Here is an 18,514-nt window from a genome sequence, read left to right as displayed (position 1 = left end):
TCCTCGTGCTCCGCACTCGCGACGCAGGTTCGCTGCGTTCCGCCGACATCGCCACCACCGTCACCCTCGCCGGGTGGGTGGACCGCCGCCGTGACCACGGCGGGGTCGCCTTCATCGACCTGCGAGACGCCTCGGGCATCGCCCAGGTGGTCATCCGGGACGAGGACGTGGCCCACGAGCTGCGCGCCGAGTTCGTCATCCAGGTCACCGGGGAGGTCGCCCAGCGGCCCGAGGGCAACGCCAACCCCAACCTGGCGACCGGTGAGATCGAGGTGATCGCGAGCGACGTCGTCGTCCTCAACGCGGCCGCCCCGCTGCCCTTCCAGGTCTCCGAGCACGCCGAGGACGGCGGCCAGGTGGGCGAGGAGGCACGCCTGAGGTACCGCTACCTCGACCTGCGCCGCAAGGACCCCGCGCACGCCCTCCGCCTGCGGGCCAAGGTGAACCAGGCCGCCCGCCGCGTGCTCGACGACCAGAACTTCGTCGAGATCGAGACCCCCACCCTCACCCGCTCCACCCCCGAGGGTGCCCGCGACTTCCTCGTGCCCGCGCGGCTGTCGCCCGGCGCCTGGTACGCCCTGCCGCAGTCCCCGCAGCTGTTCAAGCAGCTCCTCATGGTCGCCGGCATGGAGCGCTACTACCAGATCGCCCGCTGCTACCGGGACGAGGACTTCCGTGCCGACCGCCAGCCGGAGTTCACCCAGCTCGACGTCGAGATGAGCTTCGTCGACCAGGAGGACGTCATCGGTGTCGCCGAGGAGGTCCTGCGCGAGCTGTGGGCGCTCATCGGTCACGAGATCACGACCCCCATCCCGCGGATGACGTTCGCCGACGCGATGGCCCGCTACGGCAGCGACAAGCCCGACCTGCGCTTCGGCCTGGAGCTCACCGAGCTCACCGAGTACTTCGCCGCGACGCCGTTCCGGGTCTTCCAGGCCCCGTACGTCGGCGCCGTCGTCATGCCCGGAGGCGCGAGCCAGCCCCGCCGCCAGTTCGACGCGTGGCAGGAGTGGGCCAAGCAGCGCGGCGCCAAGGGACTCGCCTACGTCACCGTGGGTGAGGACGGCACCCTCGGCGGGCCGGTCGCGAAGAACATCACCGACGAGGAGCGCGCCGGTCTGGCCGCCGCCACCGGCGCGCAGCCGGGCGACGCGATCTTCTTCGCCGCCGGCAAGCAGAGCGAGGCCCGCGCCCTCCTCGGCGCCGCGCGCCTGGAGATCGGTCGCCGCACCGGGCTCATCGACGAGGACGCCTGGTCCTTCGTCTGGGTCGTCGACGCGCCGCTCTTCAAGCCCACGGGCGAGGACGACGACGTCGCGGTCGGCTCCGGTTCCTGGACCGCCGTCCACCACGCGTTCACGTCCCCGACCCCGGAGTGGGTCGACCGCTTCGAGGAGGACCCGGGCAACGCCCTGGCCTACGCCTACGACATCGTGTGCAACGGCAACGAGATCGGCGGCGGGTCCATCCGTATCCACCGCCGCGACGTCCAGGAGCGAGTCTTCGCGATGATGGGGATCGGCGAGGAGGAGGCGCGCGAGAAGTTCGGCTTCCTGCTCGACGCCTTCGCCTACGGCGCCCCGCCGCACGGCGGCATCGCCTTCGGCTGGGACCGGATCGTCGCCCTGCTCACCCGGTCGGACTCGATCCGCGAGGTCATCGCGTTCCCGAAGTCCGGCGGCGGCTACGACCCGCTCACCCAGGCGCCCGCGCCGATCACCCCCGAGCAGCGCCGCGAGGCCGGGGTGGACGCCAGGCCGAAGAAGGCGGAGCCGGCCGCTCCCACCGCTTCCTGAGGTGGAGCGCCCGCTCTTCCTCCGCGCCAACGCCGACCGCTGGCACGAGGAGGCCGCGTGGGACGCCGACGGCGCCACGCTCCTCCTCGTGCGGGTGCGGCGTGCCTCCGGGGAACGCCTCCAGCTCGTCGGTGCCGGCGAGCCTGCGCCGCTCGCCGCCGCGGCCGCGCAGGCCGCGACGGACGGGGTGCCGCCCGTCGGCTTCGGCCTGCTCACCCGCGGCACGTGGCACCTCGTCGACCTGGCCGCCCGGGAGCACCTGGCCCTGGAGGCCGGTCCCGTCTGGGACTGGATGTGGTCGCGCACCGTGCCCCCGCGCCAGCCGGGGGAGGAGCGCGTCGGCCCGGTGACAGGGCCTGACGCCGCCGAGGAGGTGCGCGCCTGCCTGTCGCGCGCCAACCCGGACACGAGCGCCGACCCCGCCGACCCCGACCTCACGTGGTGGGGGTACCGCGACGACGCCGGTGTGCTGCGCGGCGTCGTCGCCGTCAACGCGCCCCCCGGCGGGCCCGTCCACCTGTCCGGGCTGGGCACCGACACGAGCTGGCGCCGCCGCGGCGTCGGTAGCGCGATGATGGCCGGTGTCACCCGCTGGGCGCTCGGGGAGCACCCGCTCGTCCACTACGGCATCTGGACCGACAACGACGCCGCCCGGAGCATCTACACGCGCCTGGGCTACGCCGTCGGCCACGAGGTCGAGAACGTCGTCGGCAAGCCGGAGGCCTAGATCGCACTGCGTCAAGGCTCAACCCTTGACGCGCCCGACGGCTTCCGGCTTGGGTGTGGACGTGTGAACCCCAGAGGTCGACAAGTCCACACCCAGGCCTCGCCCTCGCGCTGGCCGTCCACGGGGGACACACCGGTCAGTGGGTGATCCCGATGCGCTCGTGGAGGCGGCGCAGCGGCGCCGGGGCCCACCAGTTCCACCTGCCGAGGACGGTCATCGTCGCGGGCACGAGGAGCATGCGCACGAGGGTCGCGTCGACGAGCACGGTGACCGCCAGCGCGAGACCCACCTGCTTGATGACCATGAGCTCCCCGGCGACGAAGCCGAGGAACACGAGGGTGATGATGAGCGCCGCTGAGGTGATGATCCGGCCCGAGCGCTGCAGGCCGTGCTCGACGGCGGCGTCGTTGTCGTGCCCGGCGTCCCAGTACTCCTTGATGCGGGCGAGGAGGAACACCTCGTAGTCCATCGCCAGGCCGAAGCCGAAGGCGACGACGACGACCACGACGTAGGTCTCCAGGCCGCCGATCGGCGTGAAGCCGAGGAGGCCTGACAGGTGCCCCTCCTGGAAGACCCACGTCGTCACGCCGAGTGCCGCGGCGAGCCCGAGCGCGTTGACGAGGACTGCCTTGACCGGGATCAGCACCGAGCCGGTCATGAGGAACAGGAGCACGCCGACGGCGAGCAGGACGAGGCCGCCGGCCAGCGGCAGACCGTCGGCGACGGCCCCGAGGAAGTCGATCTGGTTGGCGGCCTGGCCCACGACCCACGTGGGGAACCCGGGGTCGAGGTCGCGCACCGCGTGGACCACGTCGGTCGCGACCTCACCGCCGGCGTCGGTGGACGCGATGTCGACACCGAGGACGACGTGCTCGCCGGACTCCGTCGGCGTCACCTCACCCACGCCCGTGACGTCGGGGAGCGCGGCGACGTCCTGCGCCCAGGCCTGCGCGGTGGCGACGTCCGTCTCGGCGACGACGAGGACGGGCGGGGTCGTCGCGGCCGGGTAGTCCTCGCCAAGGACGGTGATGAACTCGCGCTGGTCGGAGCTGGCGGGGATGAGGTCGGTCGTCGAGTTGCGCAGCTGGAGCCCCAGGACCGGGGAGGCCAGCAGCCCGAGGACGGCGACCGTGCCGACGATGACCCACCAGGGGCGGCGGTGGACGACACGGGCGAGGCGCGAGAAGACCCCGTCCTCCGGGGCGACGTCACCGAGGCGCCCGAGCAGCCGGTCGAAGGCGGGCACGCGAGACAGGACCGAGGGACGCTGCAGCCGTCCTCCGAGCAGGACGAGAAGAGCGGGCACGAGCGCGAGCGCCGTCGCGAGGGCGATGACGACGACGGACACCCCGGCGGCGCCGAGCGAGCGCAGGATGTCCGGCGACAGGAGCATGAGGGCGCTGATCGCGACCGCGATGGTCACGGCGGAGAAGGTGACGGTGCGGCCGGCGGTGCGCACGGTGCGGCGCACGGCCTCCTCGACGACGGCCCGCCCGTGCGTGCGGCGCCGGCGGCGCCGTAGCGGCAGGCCGGTGCTCGCGGTCGAGGCGACGAGGCCGGCTGCCTCCTCGCGGTAGCGGGAGACGATGAGGAGGCCGTAGTCGATCGACAGGCCCAGCCCGAGCACCGTGACGACGTTGACGACGACGGCGTCGAGCTCGATGACCTGGGCGAAGCCGAGGAGCACGCCGAGCCCGCCGGCGATGGAGGCGAGCGCACCGACGAGCGGCATGCTCGCGGCGAGGAAACCGCCGAAGACGACGACCATGACGAGGAGGGACAGCGGCAGCGCGATGACCTCGCCCCGGGCGAGGTCGGCCTCCACCCGCTCGGTGATGGCCGAGACCACCCGCTCCGTGCTCGAGACGATGCCGTTCGCGTCCGGTGCCACCTCGGCGAGCTCGGCGGGGACCTCCTCGAGGCGTTCCTCGACGGCGGTGCGGACCGCACCGACGTCGTCGAGCCCCGGTTCGAGCTCGGCGATGAGGAGGAACCCGTCACCCGACGTGGAGACGAGGGAGGCGACGAGCGGGTCCTGCGGCCCCTCCGGGGCGAGGAAGGGGTCGATGACGCTGGCGACGCCGTCGAGGCCCTCGACGTCCTGGCGCACCGGGATGAGCGCCGTGGCGAGGCCGGCGGTGACGTCGGGGTCGGCGAGGTCGGTGCCCTGGACGAGCAGCGTCACCTCCTCACCGCCCACCGCGGAGGACACGAGGATGTCGCGTCCCTCCTGGCTCTCCGCCCCGGGCACCCTCGGCTCCCCGGAGTGGAGGCTCGGGAAGAGGCCGTCGCCGACCGCTCCGAGGGCCAGCGCGAGGCAGGACACGACGAGGACCGCCCACACGGCGAGCGTCGTTCGGGGGCGACGGATGACGCCGCGGGCGAGTGCATCGAACACGGCGGTCAGTCTCTCACCGTGGACGCCGTCACAGCGGGTCGTCGACGCTCGTCGCGGGGCGCGACGGTGACGTAGCGTCGTGGTCGTGGCGACGACTCCCGAACCCGACACCGTGTCCCACGGCCCGCCGCGCGCCGCGGGACACGTCCGCCGCGAGTCGATCCTGCGGGAACGCGCGCGCCGGGTGGTGGCCGGGAGCGGCCCGCCCACGCTCGCCTTGTCCGCGCGCCGTCGGCAGTCCGACCTCGCCGCGGAGACCGAGCGCTCGGTCCTCGACCTCGTCCTGCGGGTCGGGGAGGCGATGATCGCGACCGGTGCCCCCGTCGCCGACGTCACCGCGGCGCTGCTCCGGCTGGCCGCCGCCTACGGAGTGACGAACTGCCACGTCGACATCACCTTCATCTCGATCTCGGCGTCCATCGACCGCGACGACGACCCGATCACCAAGATGCGGGTCATCAACGTCCGCACCTCCGACTACAGCCGTCTGGCCGACCTCTTCGCCATGGTCGACGCGGCGGCCGCGGGCCGGCTCCCGCTCGAGCGTGCCCACGCGCGCCTCGAGGAGGTCCTCGACTCGCCGCACCCCTACCGCCGCTGGGTCGTCACGCTCGCGCTGGGCGTCATGGCGGCCGGGGTGGCGGGGCTGCTCGGGGGTGGGTGGCAGGTCGCCGTCGTGGCCGCCGGCACGACGGCGCTCATCGACCGGGCGCTGCGGGTGCTGCGCCGCTGGGGCCTGCCATACCTGTTCCAGCAGGCCATGGGCGCGGGCATCGCCACACTCGTGGCGATCGCGCTGCTGTGGGGCCAGGACACCTTCGGCTGGGACCGGGCAGTGCTGCCGCCGTCGCTCGTCGTCGCCTCGGGCATGGTCGTGCTGCTCGCCGGGATGCAGCTCGTCGGCGCCGCCGAGGACGCGATCTCGGGCTACCCGCTCACCGCGGCCGCCAAGTCCTTCGAGGTGGCGCTCTACACGGTCGGTCTCGTCGTGGGCATCGGGTTCGTGCTCGACCTCGGACGGCGGCTGGGCGTGCCGCTGTACATCGGTGACGTCTTCGGCAACGCGCCGCCGGGCCTCGTCCAGATCGTCTGCGGCGGCGTCATCGCCGGCTCCTGGGCCGTGGCGTCCTACACGCGGGCGTCCAACATCTGGCTGATCTCGCTCGTCGGCGCGGTCGCGGCCGGCGTCTACTACGCCGTCGACGCCCTGTGGCTGGGGCCGGCGGGAGCCGCCTTCTTCGCCGCCCTCCTCGTCGGCCTGCTCGCCGGCGTCATCGGGGACCGGGGGCGCCTGCCCAGCCTCGTCGTGTCGGTGTGCGGGGTCACCCCGATGCTGCCCGGCCTGTCGATCTACGCCGCGATGTTCGACTTCATCGAGGGCGGTGACGTCATCGGTGGAGGCCAGCTCGCGATCCGGGCGCTCTCAGTGGGCCTCGCGCTGGCGGCGGGGGTCACGCTGGGGGAGTTCCTCGCCTCCCCGCTGCGGTCGGAGATGGACCGCTGGGAGCGCCGGGTGCGCAGCCGCGCCCGCGGCGCCCGCATCTGACCGCCGCCGCCCCCTCCCTGCCGACAGCCGAGTTGTCGCCGACAGCCGAGTTGTCGCCGACAGCCGAGTTGTCGCCGACAGCCGAGTTGTCGCCGACAGCCGAGTTGTCGCCGACAGCCGAGTTGTCGCCGACAGCCTACTTACCGTCGGCGCCCCCACCCGGCAGCCCGACGTAGGCTCCGGTCGTGGACCTCTTCGACTCCGTGGGCGCCGACGACGCCGGCACCCCCGCCGCCCGTCCGGACGCGCCGCTCGCCGTGCGGATGCGTCCCGCCTCGCTCGCCGAGGTCGTCGGCCAGGAGCACCTCCTGAAGCCGGGCGCGCCGCTGCGGCGGCTCGTCGAGCCGGGCGGGAGCTCGCGGGCGTCCTCGGTCATCCTCTGGGGGCCGCCGGGGACGGGGAAGACGACGCTGGCCTACCTCGTCGCCCACGCCTCCGGGCGCCGCTTCGTCGAGCTCTCCGCGGTGACGGCCGGCGTCAAGGACGTCCGGCAGGTCGTCGAGGACGCCCGACGCCGGCTCGTGAGCACCGGCGGGGAGACTGTCCTGTTCATCGACGAGGTCCACCGCTTCTCCAAGACGCAGCAGGACGCGCTCCTGCCCTCCGTCGAGAACGGTTGGGTCACCCTCGTAGCGGCGACGACGGAGAACCCGAGCTTCTCGGTCATCTCCCCGCTTCTCTCCCGGTCCCTCCTCCTCACCCTCCAGCCGCTGGAGGAGCAGGACATCCGCGCCCTCGTCGCCAGAGCGCTGGAGGACGAGCGCGGCCTGAACGGCCGGTACGAGCTGGCCGACGACGCGCTCGATCACCTCGTGCGCCTCGCCGGGGCCGACGCCCGCAAGGCGCTGACGATCCTCGAGGCCGCCGCCGGTGCCGCGGACGACGACGGCGACATCGACCTGCCGACGATGGAGCGCGCCATCGACGTCGCGGCCGTGCGCTACGACCGCGACGGCGACCAGCACTACGACGTCACGAGCGCGTTCATCAAGTCGATGCGCGGTTCCGACGTCGACGCTGCGCTCCACTACCTCGCCCGAATGATCGTCGCGGGCGAGGACCCCCGGTTCATCGCCCGGCGCATCGTCATCGCCGCGTCCGAGGAGGTCGGCATGGCCGACCCGACCGCGCTCCACACCGCCGTCGCCGCCGCCGAGGCCGTAGCCTTCATCGGCATGCCCGAGGGTGGCCTCGTCCTGGCGCAGGCCGTGGTCCACGTCGCGACGGCGCCCAAGTCCAACGCCTCCTACCGGGCAATCGGCGAGGCCATTGCCGATGTTCGAGCTGGGAAGGCTGGGCCGGTGCCGCCGCACCTGCGCGACTCGCACTACGCAGGGGCGAAGAAGCTCGGCCACGGCACCGAGTACGTCTACGCCCACGACGTCCCGCACGCGATCGCCTCCCAGCAGTACCTGCCCGACGAGCTGGTCGGGCGCCGGTACTACGAGCCGCGCCCCCGCGGACTGGAGCGGGACATCGCCACCCGGCTCGAGCGCATCCGCGACATACTCGGCAGCGGCTGACCGTCGCCGACAGCTCGGCTGTCGGTGAGAACTCGACTGTGGGCGGTAAGTCGGCTGTCGGTGAGAACTCGACTGTGGGCGGTAAGTCGGCTGTCGGTGAGAACTCGACTGTGGGCGGTAAGTCGGCTGTCGGCGAGAACTCGACTGTGGGCGGTAAGTCGGCTGTCGGTGCCATCGGGGTGGGTGCCTGGGTGCCGGGGTGCGGCGGAGGTCACAGGGCGGCTACGTCGGCGGCGGGAGGGCGCTGGTAGTCTGGACCGGTTGCCTTCGGGCAGCCACCTGGGGTCCCAGCCTTTGATGGTCGGCCCCGCGCGGCGGGAGCTCTCCCGCTCGCGTGACGTCACAACGACAGGAAGTACACGCATGAGCAAGAACAACCAGGCACGGTCGCGCCGCCAGGTGCGCCTGTCCCGCGCCCTCGGCATCGCGCTGACCCCCAAGGCGGTCAAGCACTTCGAGAAGCGTCCCTACCCGCCCGGTGAGCACGGCCGCGCCCGTCGTCGGACCGAGTCCGACTACGCCGTCCGGCTCAAGGAGAAGCAGCGTCTGCGCGCGCAGTACGGCCTGCGCGAGGCCCAGATGACCCGCGTCTTCGAGGAGGCCCGCAAGGAGTCCGGCCTGACCGGTGAGTCGCTCGTCGAGCTGCTCGAGATGCGCCTCGACGCCCTCGTGCTCCGCGCCGGCTTCGCCCGCACGATCGCCCAGGCCCGCCAGGCCGTCGTGCACCGCCACATCCTCGTGGACGGCAAGCTCGTCGACCGCCCCTCCTTCCGCGTGAAGCCGGGCCAGGTCATCCAGGTCAAGCCGAAGAGCCAGACCATGACGCCGTTCCAGATCGCTGCCGCCGGTGCCCACCGCGACGTCCTGCCCGACGTCCCGGGCTACCTCGACGTCGCGCTGGAGAAGCTCCGGGTCCAGCTCGTCCGTCGCCCCAAGCGCGACGAGGTCCCCGTCACCTGTGACGTGCAGCTGGTCGTCGAGTACTACTCGCGCTGACCCACCCTGCACGACACCGCGCCCCGGGCGCCGGCCACGCCGGTACCCGGGGCGCGGACATTTCCGGGTAGCCTTCCCGCAGCACCCGCCAGACCTAGGAGCCTGCAGATGAACATCGGCGACATCGCCGGGATCGTGGCAGCCGTCGCGTTCCTCGCGCTCGTGGCTTTCCTCGCCGTCCCCCTCCTCAAGGTCGGCAAGGTGCTCGACGCCGCGACCGACTCGGTCCGTGAGGTCACCGCCCACGCCCTGCCCGTCGTCGACGAGGCCGCCGCCACGATCGCGGCGAGCAACGCCCAGCTGGTGAAGGTCGACGCCGTCACCACGGCCGCGACCGAGGTGTCCCAGAACGTCTCGGCGCTGACCACGCTCGTCTCCGCGACCGTCGGGGGACCGCTCATCAAGGTGGCCGCGTTCTCCTACGCCGTGCGGCGGGCCTTCCGGCGGGGCGCCTGATGCGTCGCACCGCTGCCGTCGGCGTCACGCTCGTCGCCGTCGTCGTCCTCGCCACCCCCGCCGTGCGCCGCGGTGTCGGCGCCCGGCTCGATGCCGTCGCCGCCGGCGTGCGGGCCCGGGTCGAGGGCTTCCGCGCCGACTACGCCGCCCGCGAGGCCGAGCTGCGCGAGCGGCTGCTGCCCGACGACGCCGTCGTCGAGGCCGCGGCCCGCGCCCGCGACGGCCAGCACTGACCCTCCGTCCCTCCCGACCCTTCCCCCGAGGTCCCATTGCGCACCGCCGAGATCCGCTCCCGCTGGCTCGAGTACTTCGCCAAGCACGACCACCACATCGCGCCGAGCGTGCCGCTGGTGTCGCCGGACCCGTCGATCCTCTTCACGATCGCCGGCATGGTGCCCTTCATCCCCTACATCGTCGGGACGCAGGAGGCGCCGTGGCCGCGCGTCGCCTCGGTCCAGAAGTGCCTGCGCACCAACGACATCGAGAACGTCGGGCGCACCACGCGCCACGGCACGTTCTTCCAGATGAACGGCAACTTCTCCTTCGGTGACTACTTCAAGGAGGGCGCGATCGGCTTCGCCTGGGACCTCCTCACCACGTCCCAGGCCGACGGTGGCTACGGGCTGGACGGGGACCGCCTGTGGGTGACCACGTGGGACCAGGACACCGAGGCCCACGCCGCGCTCCAGCACATCGGTGTGGACGAGCGGCACATCGTGCGCCTGCCCCGCGAGGAGAACTTCTGGGACACCGGTCAGCCCGGCCCCGCCGGCCCCTGCGCGGAGTTCCACTACGACCGCGGTCCCGAGTTCGGCCCGGAGGCCGAGGGCGGCACGGTCGACCCGGGCGGTGACCGGTACCTCGAGATCTGGAACCTCGTCTTCGACCAGTACCTCCGCGGTGAGGGCACCGGGAAGGACTACCCGCTGCTGCGCGAGCTCGAGCACAAGAGCATCGACACCGGCGCCGGCCTGGAGCGCATCGCCTACCTCCTCCAGGGCAAGGCGAACATGTACGAGACCGACGAGGTCTACCCGCTCATCGCGACGACCCAGGAGCTCACCGGCCGCCGCTACGGCGCCGACGGCGAGGACGACGTCCGGATGCGCATCGTCGCCGACCACGTCCGCTCGGCCCTCATGCTCATCGGCGACGGCGTGCGCCCGGGCAACGACGGGCGCGGTTACGTCCTGCGCCGCCTCATCCGCCGCGCGGTGCGCTCGGTGCGCCTCCTCGGGGTCGACGAGCCCGTCCTGCCCGCGCTGCTCCCCGTGGTCAAGGACGCGATGTCCCCGTCCTACCCCGAGCTCGAGCGTGACTTCGCGAGCATCAGCGACGTCGCCTACGGCGAGGAGGAGGCCTTCCGCCGCACCCTCGTCGCCGGCACGACGATCCTCGACACCGCGGTGAGCCGCGCCAAGGCCGCCGCCCGGGACACCGGCCGCGCGCAGCTGCCCGGCACCGACGCCTTCGCGCTCCACGACACCTACGGCTTCCCCATCGACCTCACCCTCGAGATGGCCGCCGAGCAGGGCGTGGCCGTCGACGAGCAGGGCTTCCGGGACCTCATGGCCGAGCAGCGCGAGCGTGCGCGCGCCGACGCGCTGGCGAAGAAGTCCGGTCACGTCGACCCGGCCCACTACCGCGAGCTGCAGGACCGCCTGGGCGGCAGCACGCTCTTCCTCGGCTACACCGACACGACGGCGGAGGCCCGCCTCGTCGGCCTCCTCGTCGACGGGCAGCCGGTGCCCGCCGCCACGGCACCCGCCGACGTCGAGGTCGTCCTCGACCGCACGCCGTTCTACGCCGAGGCGGGCGGCCAGCTCGCCGACCAGGGCACCATCAGCCTCCAGGGCGGCGGCATCGTCGCGGTCGACGACGTCCAGGCCCCGGTCAAGGGCCTCGTCGTCCACCGCGGCCGCCTCACCGAGGGCACCGTCACGGTCGACGAGACCGGTGTCGCGAGCATCGACACCGCCCGCCGCACCGCGATCGCGCGCGCGCACTCGGCGACCCACATGGTCCACAAGGCGCTGCACGAGTCGCTCGGCGAGCAGGCCACGCAGGCCGGTTCGGAGAACGCTCCCTCGCGGCTGCGCCTCGACTTCCGGCACGGAGCCCAGGTGCCGTCCGCGGTCATCGGCGAGATCGAGGAGCGCGTCAACAGCCAGCTCGCCGAGGACCTCGACGTCACCGACGAGGTCATGGACATCGAGGACGCCAAGGCCTCGGGCGCGATGGCGCTCTTCGGGGAGAAGTACGGCTCGCGGGTACGCGTCGTGTCGATCGGCGGGGACTGGTCTCGCGAGCTGTGCGCGGGGACCCACGTGCCGCGGACCGGCAACATCGGCCGCATCACGCTGCTCGGGGAGTCCTCCATCGGCTCCGGTGTGCGCCGCGTCGACGCCCTCGTCGGGGCGGGTGCCTACGGCTTCCAGGCCCGGGAGCACGCTCTGGTCGGGCAGGTCACGAGCCTGCTCGGCGGTCGCCCCGAGGAGCTGCCCGAGCGTGTCTCCTCCCTCATGAGCCGCCTCAAGGCCGCCGAGAAGGAGCTGGCCGCCGTCCGGCGCCAGCAGCTCCTGGCCGGCGCCGGGGCTCTGGCCGACAGCGCCCGGGACGTCGACGGCACCCTCGTCGTCGCCCACGACGCCGGCGAGGTCGCCGGGGGAGACGACCTGCGCACCCTCGTGCTCGACGTCCGGGGACGTCTCGGTGACTCCCGTCCCGCCGTCGTCGCCGTCGCCGGCACGAGCAACGGCCGCCCGGCCGTCGTCATCGCGACCAACGCCCCGGCGCGCGAGGCCGGCCTCCGGGCCGGGCAGCTCGTCCGCGGTGCTGCCGGCCGGCTCGGCGGCGGGGGCGGCGGCAAGGACGACGTCGCGCAGGGCGGTGGCACCGACCCGGCCGCGGTCCCGGTTGCCCTCGACGGGGTCGTGGACGACGTGCGGGGCGTGGTCGCTCGATGAGTGACCAGGCCTCGGCCTTCGTCCGCGGCACGCGGATCGGCGTCGACGTCGGTGCGGTGCGGGTCGGCCTCGCACGCAGCGACGCGGACGGTCTGCTCGCCACCCCGGTCGAGACGGTGACCGGTGACCGCCCCGTCCAGCTGCGGAGGGTCGCCGACATCGTCCGGGAGCTGGAGGCGGTGGCCGTCGTCGTCGGCCTGCCCCGCCAGCTCTCCGGCGGCGAAGGGCATGCTGCCGCGCTGGCGCGGGAGTACGCTGGGGAGCTGGCGCGGGTGTGTGACCCCGTGCCCGTCAGGCTCGTCGACGAGCGGCTGACGACCGTCAGCGCCCACCAGGCGCTGCACCGGTCGGGCCGGCCGGGGCGACGCCACCGGGCGGTGGTCGACCAGGTCGCCGCCGTCATGATCCTCCAGGCAGCCCTGGACCAGGAGCGCCGGACAGGTCAGCCGGCGGGGGAGCTCGTCGACCACGGAATGGAGGCTGAGGCGTGAGCGACCTCTTCGACCAGGCCCTGCTGGCCGACGAGCCAGAGCCCCGCTCGTCCGTCGAGCGACGCTCCGCTCGACGCGACCGGGCCGAGCGCAAGCGTCGTCGCCGTCGGCGCACCGCCGTCGCCGTCGTCCTGAGCCTCCTGCTCGTCGTGGCCCTCGGCGTCGGCGGCTTCCTCGTCCTGCGGCCCCTCTTCGACGGCTCCGACGCGCCCGTCGCCGAGGACTACCCCGGCCCGGGCTCGGGCAGCGTGCCCGTCGTCATCGAGGAGGGCGCCACCGGGGCCGCGATGGGCAGCACCCTCGTCGAGGCCGGTGTCGTCGCCTCCCAGCAGGCCTTCGTCCAGGCCTTCAGCGCCAACCCCGACGCCGCGCAGATCCAGCCCGGCACCTACGAGCTCCTCGGTCAGATGCGCGCGGAGGACGCCGTCACCGCGCTCCTCAACCCCGCGAACAAGTCCGAGCTGCGGATCACCGTGCCCGAGGGCTGGCGGGCCGAGCAGATCTTCGAGCGCATCGCCAGCGTCGCCCAGATCCCCCTCGAGGAGGTCGAGGCCGCCGCCGCGGACCGCGAGGCGATCGGCCTGCCCGAGCAGGCCGCGGACAACCCCGAGGGCTGGTTCGCCGCCGCGACGTACACCCTGGAGCCCGACGCGGACGCCACCGCCATCCTCGCCGCCATGGTCGCGCAGACGAGGACCACGCTCGAGTCCCTCGACGTGCCCGCCGACCAGCAGCACGACGTCCTCACCCGCGCCTCGATCATCGAGCACGAGGTCAACCGGGAGGAGGACCAGGGGAAGGTCGCCCGCGTCCTGGAGAACCGCCTGCAGAACTGCAGCGACGACGGCCTCATCGGGATGGACTCGACGATCAACTACGGCGTGGGCCGCTCCGGCGGCGTGCCCGAGCGCTCGGAGCTGGACAACGCGGACAACCCCTACAACACCCGCATCCACCCCGGGCTGCCGCCCACGCCGATCGGCGCCCCCGGCGTCGCGGCCATCGAGGCCGTCCTCGACCCGCCCGAGGGCGACTGGTGCTACTTCGTCACCGTCAACCTCGACACCGGCGAGACACGCTTCACCGGCGACTACTCCGAGCACCTGCAGAACCAGGAGCTCTTCCGCGAGTGGCTGGCGACGAACCCGAGCGACGACGAGGGCTGACGTGAACGGCGGTGAGCCGGGCGGCCCCGCGCTGCCCACCTACGACGTGCTCCCGGCCGGCGCGCTGCCGGCCGGGGCCCGGCGGGCCGCCGTCCTCGGCAAGCCGGTGCGCCACTCCCTCTCACCCGTCCTCCACGGCGCCGCCTACGCGGCCCTGGGGCTGGAGTGGGTGTACGGGCTGGCGGAGGTCGACGCGCACGAGCTCGCCGGCGTCGTCGCGTCCCTCGACGCGCAGTGGGCGGGCCTCTCGCTCACCATGCCTCTCAAGCACGTCGCGCTCGAGGTGGCCGACGTCGTCGACCCGCTCGCGGAGGTCGTCGGCGCGGTCAACACCCTCATCGTCCAGCCCGGTCCCGGGCGCGGGCTGGTCGTCGGGGCGAACACCGACGTCCACGGCATCGTCGCCGCCCTGCGCGAGGCCGCGGGGACGGCGGGCTGGCGGCCCACGGGCGCCGTCGTGCTCGGGGGAGGGGCCACCGCCGCGTCCACCCTCGCCGCGCTCGCCGAGCTGGGCATCACCGACTCCCTCGTCCTCGTCCGCAACCCTGCCCGCGCCGGTGCGCTGCAGCGTGCGGCCCACCGGATGGGTGTCCACGCCACCCTGCGCCGCTGGTCCACGGTGAAGCAGGCCGCCGACGCCGTCACCTCGGCCGACGTCACCGTCTCCACCCTCCCCGCGGGCGCGGGCGACGAGCTCGGTGACCACCTCGCCTCCGGCGGCGGCACGTCCGGACGCGTCCTCCTCGACGTCGCCTACGACCCGTGGCCCAGCCGCCTGGCTGCCGGCTTCACCGCCGGGGGAGGCACCGTGGCGCCGGGCTGGGCGATGCTCCTCCACCAGGCCGCCGAGCAGGTGCGCCTCATGACCGGGCGCGCGGCCCCGCTCGAGGCGATGCGGGGGGCGCTCACCGACGCCCTCGCCCGCCGTGGCGGCTGAGCCGGCCGCCACCGCGCGCCGGTGGCGGGCACCGCGTCCCCTCGCGGGAGCCTGCGTGCTCGCCGTCGTCCTCACCGTGCTGGTCCACGGCTGGCGCGCCGACCTGCCCGCCGCCCTCGTCCTCGCCGTCGCCGGGGTGCTCCTCGCGGCCGAGGACCTCGCCAGCCACCGGCTGCCCAACGCGGTGCTCGCACCGACCGGCCTCGCGCTCACACTGCTGCTCCTCGTCGCCACGCTCGTCTCCGGCGCCTGGGACGGGCTGGTGCGCGCCGCCGTCGCCGCCGTGGCCTGCGCGCTCGGCTACCTCGCCCTCGCCCTGCTGCGCCCGGCGGGTCTGGGGATGGGCGACGTCAAGCTCGGGGCGCTGCTCGGGGCCTGGCTGGGGTGGCTCGGGTGGGGAGCCGTCGTGCTCGGGGTGCTGGCCGGCTTCGTCCTCGGCGGGGTGGCGGGGCTCGTCCTCCTCGTCGCGGGGCGAGCGACCCGGACGACGGCGATCGCGTTCGGTCCGTGGATGCTCCTCGGGGCCGCCGTGGCCGGCGCCCTCACCGTCCGGCTGGGGCCCGTGCTGGGTCTGTGAGCGCGCCGCCTGCCGGACGCCTCCCGGGCGTGTGGGCGGGCCGTGGCAGGATGCCAGGCATGCGTTGGTTGACAGCAGGGGAGTCCCACGGCGAGGCCCTCGTCGGCGTGGTCGAGGGCGTGCCGGCGGGCGTCGAGCTCGGCACCGAGGAGCTGCGCGCCGTGCTCGCGCGGCGGCGTCTCGGGTACGGCCGCGGCGCGCGGATGAAGTTCGAGCAGGACGAGGTGCGCCTCCTCGGCGGGGTGCGCCACGGCCGCACGATGGGCGGGCCCGTCGCCATCGAGATCGGCAACTCCGAGTGGCCCAAGTGGCAGACGGTGATGTCGGCGGACCCGGTGGACCCCAGCCTCCTCGAGGTCGACGCCGGCACCGGTGACCAGCGCGAGATCGCCCGCAACCGACCCCTCACCCGGCCGCGGCCCGGCCATGCCGACCTCGTCGGCATGACGAAGTACGCGCTGGACGACGCCCGCCCCGTCCTCGAGCGCGCCAGCGCGCGCGAGACCGCCACACGTGTCGCCCTGGGCGCCGTCGCCGCGGCGGTCCTCGAGCAGGTCTCCGGGGTGCGGCTGGTGTCCCACGTCGTCGCCGTCGGCCCCGTCGAGGTGCCCGACGACGCCCCCGCACCCGGCCCGGACGACGTCGCGGCGCTCGACGCCGACCCGATCCGCTGCTTCCACCCCTCCACGTCGGCCGCGATGGTCGAGGAGATCGACGCCTGCCGCAAGGACGGGGACACCCTCGGCGGCGTGGTCGAGGTCCTCGCCTACGGCCTGCCGCCGGGCCTCGGCTCCTTCGTCCACGGCGACCGCAAGCTCGACGCCCGCCTGGCCGGCGCCGTCATGGGCATCCAGGCGATCAAGGGGGTTGAGGTCGGGGACGGCTTCCGCACCGCGCGCCGCCGCGGGTCCGTCGCGCACGACGAGATCGTCCGCGAGGACGGCGGGGTGCAGCGCACCACCAACCGGGCCGGCGGCGTCGAGGGCGGCATGAGCAACGGCGAGGTGCTCCGCGTGCGCGCCGCGCTCAAGCCCATCTCCACCGTGCCCCGCGCGCTGCGCACCATCGACGTCTCCACCGGGGAGGCCGCCACAGCCATCCACCAGCGCTCGGACGTCTGCGCGGTGGCGCCGGCCGCCGTCGTCGCCGAGGCGATGGTCGCGCTCGTCCTCGCCGAAGCGCTCCTGGAGAAGACCGGCGGCGACTCCGTCGCCGAGTGCTCCCGCAACCTCGCCACCTACCTCGAGTCGATCCCCGAGGGCATGCGATGAGTAGCCGCGTCTCCCGTGCCCGCGTCGTCCTCGTCGGCCCACCGGGTGCGGGGAAGTCCACGGTCGGCCAGGTGCTCGCCCGCCTGCTCGGCGTCGAGCTCCTCGACACCGACGACGCCGTCGAGCGCCGCGAGGCCCGCACGATCAGCGACATCTTCATCGAGGACGGCGAGCCGTACTTCCGTGAGCTCGAGCACGCCGAGGTCCTCCGGGCGCTGGCCGAGCACGACGGCGTCGTGGCCCTGGGCGGGGGAGCGGTCGAGCACCCCGACACGCGCGCGGCCCTGCTCACCGTGCCGGTCGCCTACCTCGAGGTCTCCATGGCCAAGGCGCTGCCGCGCGTCGGGCTGTCCGGCGCCCGGCCGCTGCTCGTCGAGAGTCCGCGCGCCCGGTGGAAGGCCCTCATGGACGCCCGCCGCCCGCTCTACCAGGAGGTCGCCGGCCTCGTCGTCGACACCGACACCGAGCCGGTCGAGCGGCTCGCGACCCTCGTCGCCGAGGCGCTCGAGCGTGGCGACCTGCGCCCGAGGAGCGACGCGTGATCGAGGCGCGCGTGCCGGTGCGGGCCGAGCACGACTACGAGGTCGTCATCGGCCGCGGGCTCGACGGCGAGGTGGCCGGCGCCGTCGGCGCCGAGCAGCGGCGTGTGCTCCTCGTCCACCAGGCACCCCTCGCCGAGCGCGCCGGCCGGCTCGGCGCCACGCTCGAGTCCGCCGGTCACGAGGTCCACCTCGCGCTCGTGCCGGACGGCGAGCAGGCGAAGACGGCGGCCGTCCTCACCGACCTGTGGTCGCGCCTGGGCCGCGCGGCATTCACCCGCCAGGACCTCGTCGTCGGCCTCGGTGGCGGCGCCGCCACCGACCTCGCCGGCTTCGTCGCCGCCTCGTGGCTGCGCGGGGTCGCGGTCGTCCACGTGCCCACCACGCTGCTCGGGATGGTCGACGCCGCCGTCGGCGGCAAGGCCGCGATCAACACCCCCGAGGGCAAGAACCTCGTCGGTGCCTTCCACTCCCCGCGCGCCGTCGTCTGCGACCTCGACGCGCTCCTCACGCTGCCGGCCGAGGACCACGCCGCCGGGCTCGCCGAGGTCGTCAAGGCCGGCTTCATCGCTGACCCCCGGATCCTCGAGCTCGTCGAGGCCGACTCCGGCGCCGCCGCGCGCGACGCCCGCTCCCCGGAGCTCGCCGAGCTCGTCACCCGGGCGGTCCAGGTGAAGGCGGAGGTCGTCTCCGACGACCTCCGCGAGGCGGGGCGCCGGGAGTTCCTCAACTACGGGCACACGCTCGCCCACGCGATCGAGCTGAGCGAGGACTTCCGCTGGCGCCACGGGGACGCCGTCGCCGTCGGCATGGTGTTCGCGGCCGAGCTGGCCCGCGCCGCCGGCCGGCTCCCCGACGCGGACGTCGCCCGGCACCGTGACGTCCTGCGGTCCCTCGGCCTGCCCGTGGGCTACCGCCAGGACCGCTGGCCGCTGCTCCTCGAGGCGATGGGCCGGGACAAGAAGACGCGCGGCGCCACCCTCCGCTTCGTCGTCCTCGACGGCATCGGGCGGCCCGGACGGCTCGAGGGTCCCGCCCCTGGCCTCCTCGAGACGGCCTACGCCGCACTCGCGCTCTGAAAGGGTGAGGCCTTGATCTCGCCGTATCAAGAGTCTAGCCTTGTCT

At 73.9% G+C, this 18,514-nt stretch carries 16 protein-coding genes; 15 read left to right on the top strand and 1 reads right to left on the bottom strand.

Annotated elements, in window-relative coordinates; genetic code table 11:
- The first annotated feature begins 5 nt into the window (after nucleotides 1-5).
- Complete coding sequence (aspS, locus tag GD632_RS08815) at nucleotides 6-1,796, top strand: aspartate--tRNA ligase (protein WP_152191084.1); 1,791 nt, start codon at nucleotides 6-8, stop codon at nucleotides 1,794-1,796.
- 1 nt (nucleotide 1,797) lies between these two features.
- A complete protein-coding gene (locus tag GD632_RS08810; protein WP_152191082.1) occupies nucleotides 1,798-2,523 on the top strand; it encodes a GNAT family N-acetyltransferase in 726 nt (241 codons plus the stop codon).
- A gap of 136 nt (nucleotides 2,524-2,659) precedes the next feature.
- Here the strand turns inward: GD632_RS08810 and GD632_RS08805 are convergent, their stop codons facing one another.
- Nucleotides 2,660-4,921 (bottom strand): MMPL family transporter, encoded by a 2,262-nt coding sequence (locus tag GD632_RS08805; RefSeq protein WP_152191080.1) that lies wholly within the window; start codon nucleotides 4,919-4,921, stop codon nucleotides 2,660-2,662.
- An 85-nt stretch (nucleotides 4,922-5,006) separates the two neighbouring features.
- On the opposite strand from GD632_RS08805, the gene GD632_RS08800 reads away from it, so the two are divergent.
- The 13 genes from GD632_RS08800 (at nucleotide 5,007) to aroB (ending at nucleotide 18,468) form a co-directional block, all read left to right on the top strand.
- On the top strand, nucleotides 5,007-6,467 hold the full coding sequence (locus GD632_RS08800) for a threonine/serine exporter family protein (RefSeq protein ID WP_226924762.1): 1,461 nt from the start codon (nucleotides 5,007-5,009) through the stop codon (nucleotides 6,465-6,467).
- 185 nt (nucleotides 6,468-6,652) lie between these two features.
- Entirely contained in the window at nucleotides 6,653-7,990 is a 1,338-nt protein-coding gene (locus GD632_RS08795) for a replication-associated recombination protein A (RefSeq protein WP_152191077.1), read from the top strand.
- Between the two features lie 363 nt (nucleotides 7,991-8,353).
- A complete protein-coding gene (rpsD, locus tag GD632_RS08790; protein ID WP_152191075.1) occupies nucleotides 8,354-8,986 on the top strand; it encodes a 30S ribosomal protein S4 in 633 nt (210 codons plus the stop codon).
- Between the two features lie 108 nt (nucleotides 8,987-9,094).
- Entirely contained in the window at nucleotides 9,095-9,442 is a 348-nt protein-coding gene (locus GD632_RS08785) for a DUF948 domain-containing protein (RefSeq protein WP_152191072.1), read from the top strand.
- Nucleotides 9,442-9,675 (top strand): hypothetical protein, encoded by a 234-nt coding sequence (locus GD632_RS08780; protein WP_152191069.1) that lies wholly within the window; start codon nucleotides 9,442-9,444, stop codon nucleotides 9,673-9,675. The genes GD632_RS08785 and GD632_RS08780 overlap by 1 nt, the downstream gene beginning before the upstream one ends.
- A 36-nt stretch (nucleotides 9,676-9,711) precedes the next feature.
- A complete protein-coding gene (gene alaS, locus GD632_RS08775; RefSeq protein WP_152191067.1) occupies nucleotides 9,712-12,408 on the top strand; it encodes an alanine--tRNA ligase in 2,697 nt (898 codons plus the stop codon).
- Nucleotides 12,405-12,899: a Holliday junction resolvase RuvX gene (gene ruvX / locus GD632_RS08770; protein WP_152191065.1), complete on the top strand. Its 495-nt coding sequence runs from the start codon at nucleotides 12,405-12,407 to the stop codon at nucleotides 12,897-12,899. The genes alaS and ruvX overlap by 4 nt, the downstream gene beginning before the upstream one ends.
- Nucleotides 12,896-14,065: an endolytic transglycosylase MltG gene (gene mltG, locus GD632_RS08765; RefSeq protein WP_152191062.1), complete on the top strand. Its 1,170-nt coding sequence runs from the start codon at nucleotides 12,896-12,898 to the stop codon at nucleotides 14,063-14,065. Before ruvX ends, mltG begins: the two co-directional genes overlap by 4 nt.
- Nucleotide 14,066: 1 nt before the next feature.
- A complete protein-coding gene (locus GD632_RS08760; RefSeq protein ID WP_319633110.1) occupies nucleotides 14,067-15,002 on the top strand; it encodes a shikimate dehydrogenase in 936 nt (311 codons plus the stop codon).
- A 55-nt stretch (nucleotides 15,003-15,057) separates the two neighbouring features.
- Nucleotides 15,058-15,579 carry a prepilin peptidase gene (locus tag GD632_RS08755; protein ID WP_226924761.1) on the top strand — a complete coding sequence of 174 codons (522 nt, stop codon included), beginning with the start codon at nucleotides 15,058-15,060 and terminating at the stop codon, nucleotides 15,577-15,579.
- A gap of 59 nt (nucleotides 15,580-15,638) precedes the next feature.
- Entirely contained in the window at nucleotides 15,639-16,850 is a 1,212-nt protein-coding gene (gene aroC / locus GD632_RS08750) for a chorismate synthase (protein WP_152191058.1), read from the top strand.
- Nucleotides 16,847-17,392, top strand: a complete 546-nt coding sequence (locus GD632_RS08745) for a shikimate kinase (RefSeq protein ID WP_152191056.1) — start codon at nucleotides 16,847-16,849, stop codon at nucleotides 17,390-17,392. The genes aroC and GD632_RS08745 overlap by 4 nt, the downstream gene beginning before the upstream one ends.
- A complete protein-coding gene (aroB, locus tag GD632_RS08740) occupies nucleotides 17,392-18,468 on the top strand; it encodes a 3-dehydroquinate synthase (protein ID WP_452176649.1) in 1,077 nt (358 codons plus the stop codon). The genes GD632_RS08745 and aroB overlap by 1 nt, the downstream gene beginning before the upstream one ends.
- Nucleotides 18,469-18,514: the final 46 nt, after the last annotated feature.

The sequence above is a fragment of the Georgenia satyanarayanai genome, from assembly GCF_009193135.1.
In the GTDB taxonomy this organism is placed as follows: domain Bacteria; phylum Actinomycetota; class Actinomycetes; order Actinomycetales; family Actinomycetaceae; genus Oceanitalea; species Oceanitalea satyanarayanai.
The sequence above is the reverse complement of the archived record's forward strand: the minus strand, read 5'-3'. Positions and strand labels throughout refer to the sequence as shown.

Excerpts from the sequence above, each read along its gene's own strand:
- aroC (WP_152191058.1), top strand. The coding sequence starts at position 15,639 with ATGCGTTGGTTGACAGCAGGGGAGTCCCACGGCGAGGCCCTCGTCGGC.
- GD632_RS08745 (WP_152191056.1), top strand. The coding sequence starts at position 16,847 with ATGAGTAGCCGCGTCTCCCGTGCCCGCGTCGTCCTCGTCGGCCCACCG.
- rpsD (WP_152191075.1), top strand. The coding sequence starts at position 8,354 with ATGAGCAAGAACAACCAGGCACGGTCGCGCCGCCAGGTGCGCCTGTCC.
- ruvX (WP_152191065.1), top strand. The coding sequence starts at position 12,405 with ATGAGTGACCAGGCCTCGGCCTTCGTCCGCGGCACGCGGATCGGCGTC.
- GD632_RS08785 (WP_152191072.1), top strand. The coding sequence starts at position 9,095 with ATGAACATCGGCGACATCGCCGGGATCGTGGCAGCCGTCGCGTTCCTC.
- GD632_RS08780 (WP_152191069.1), top strand. The coding sequence starts at position 9,442 with ATGCGTCGCACCGCTGCCGTCGGCGTCACGCTCGTCGCCGTCGTCGTC.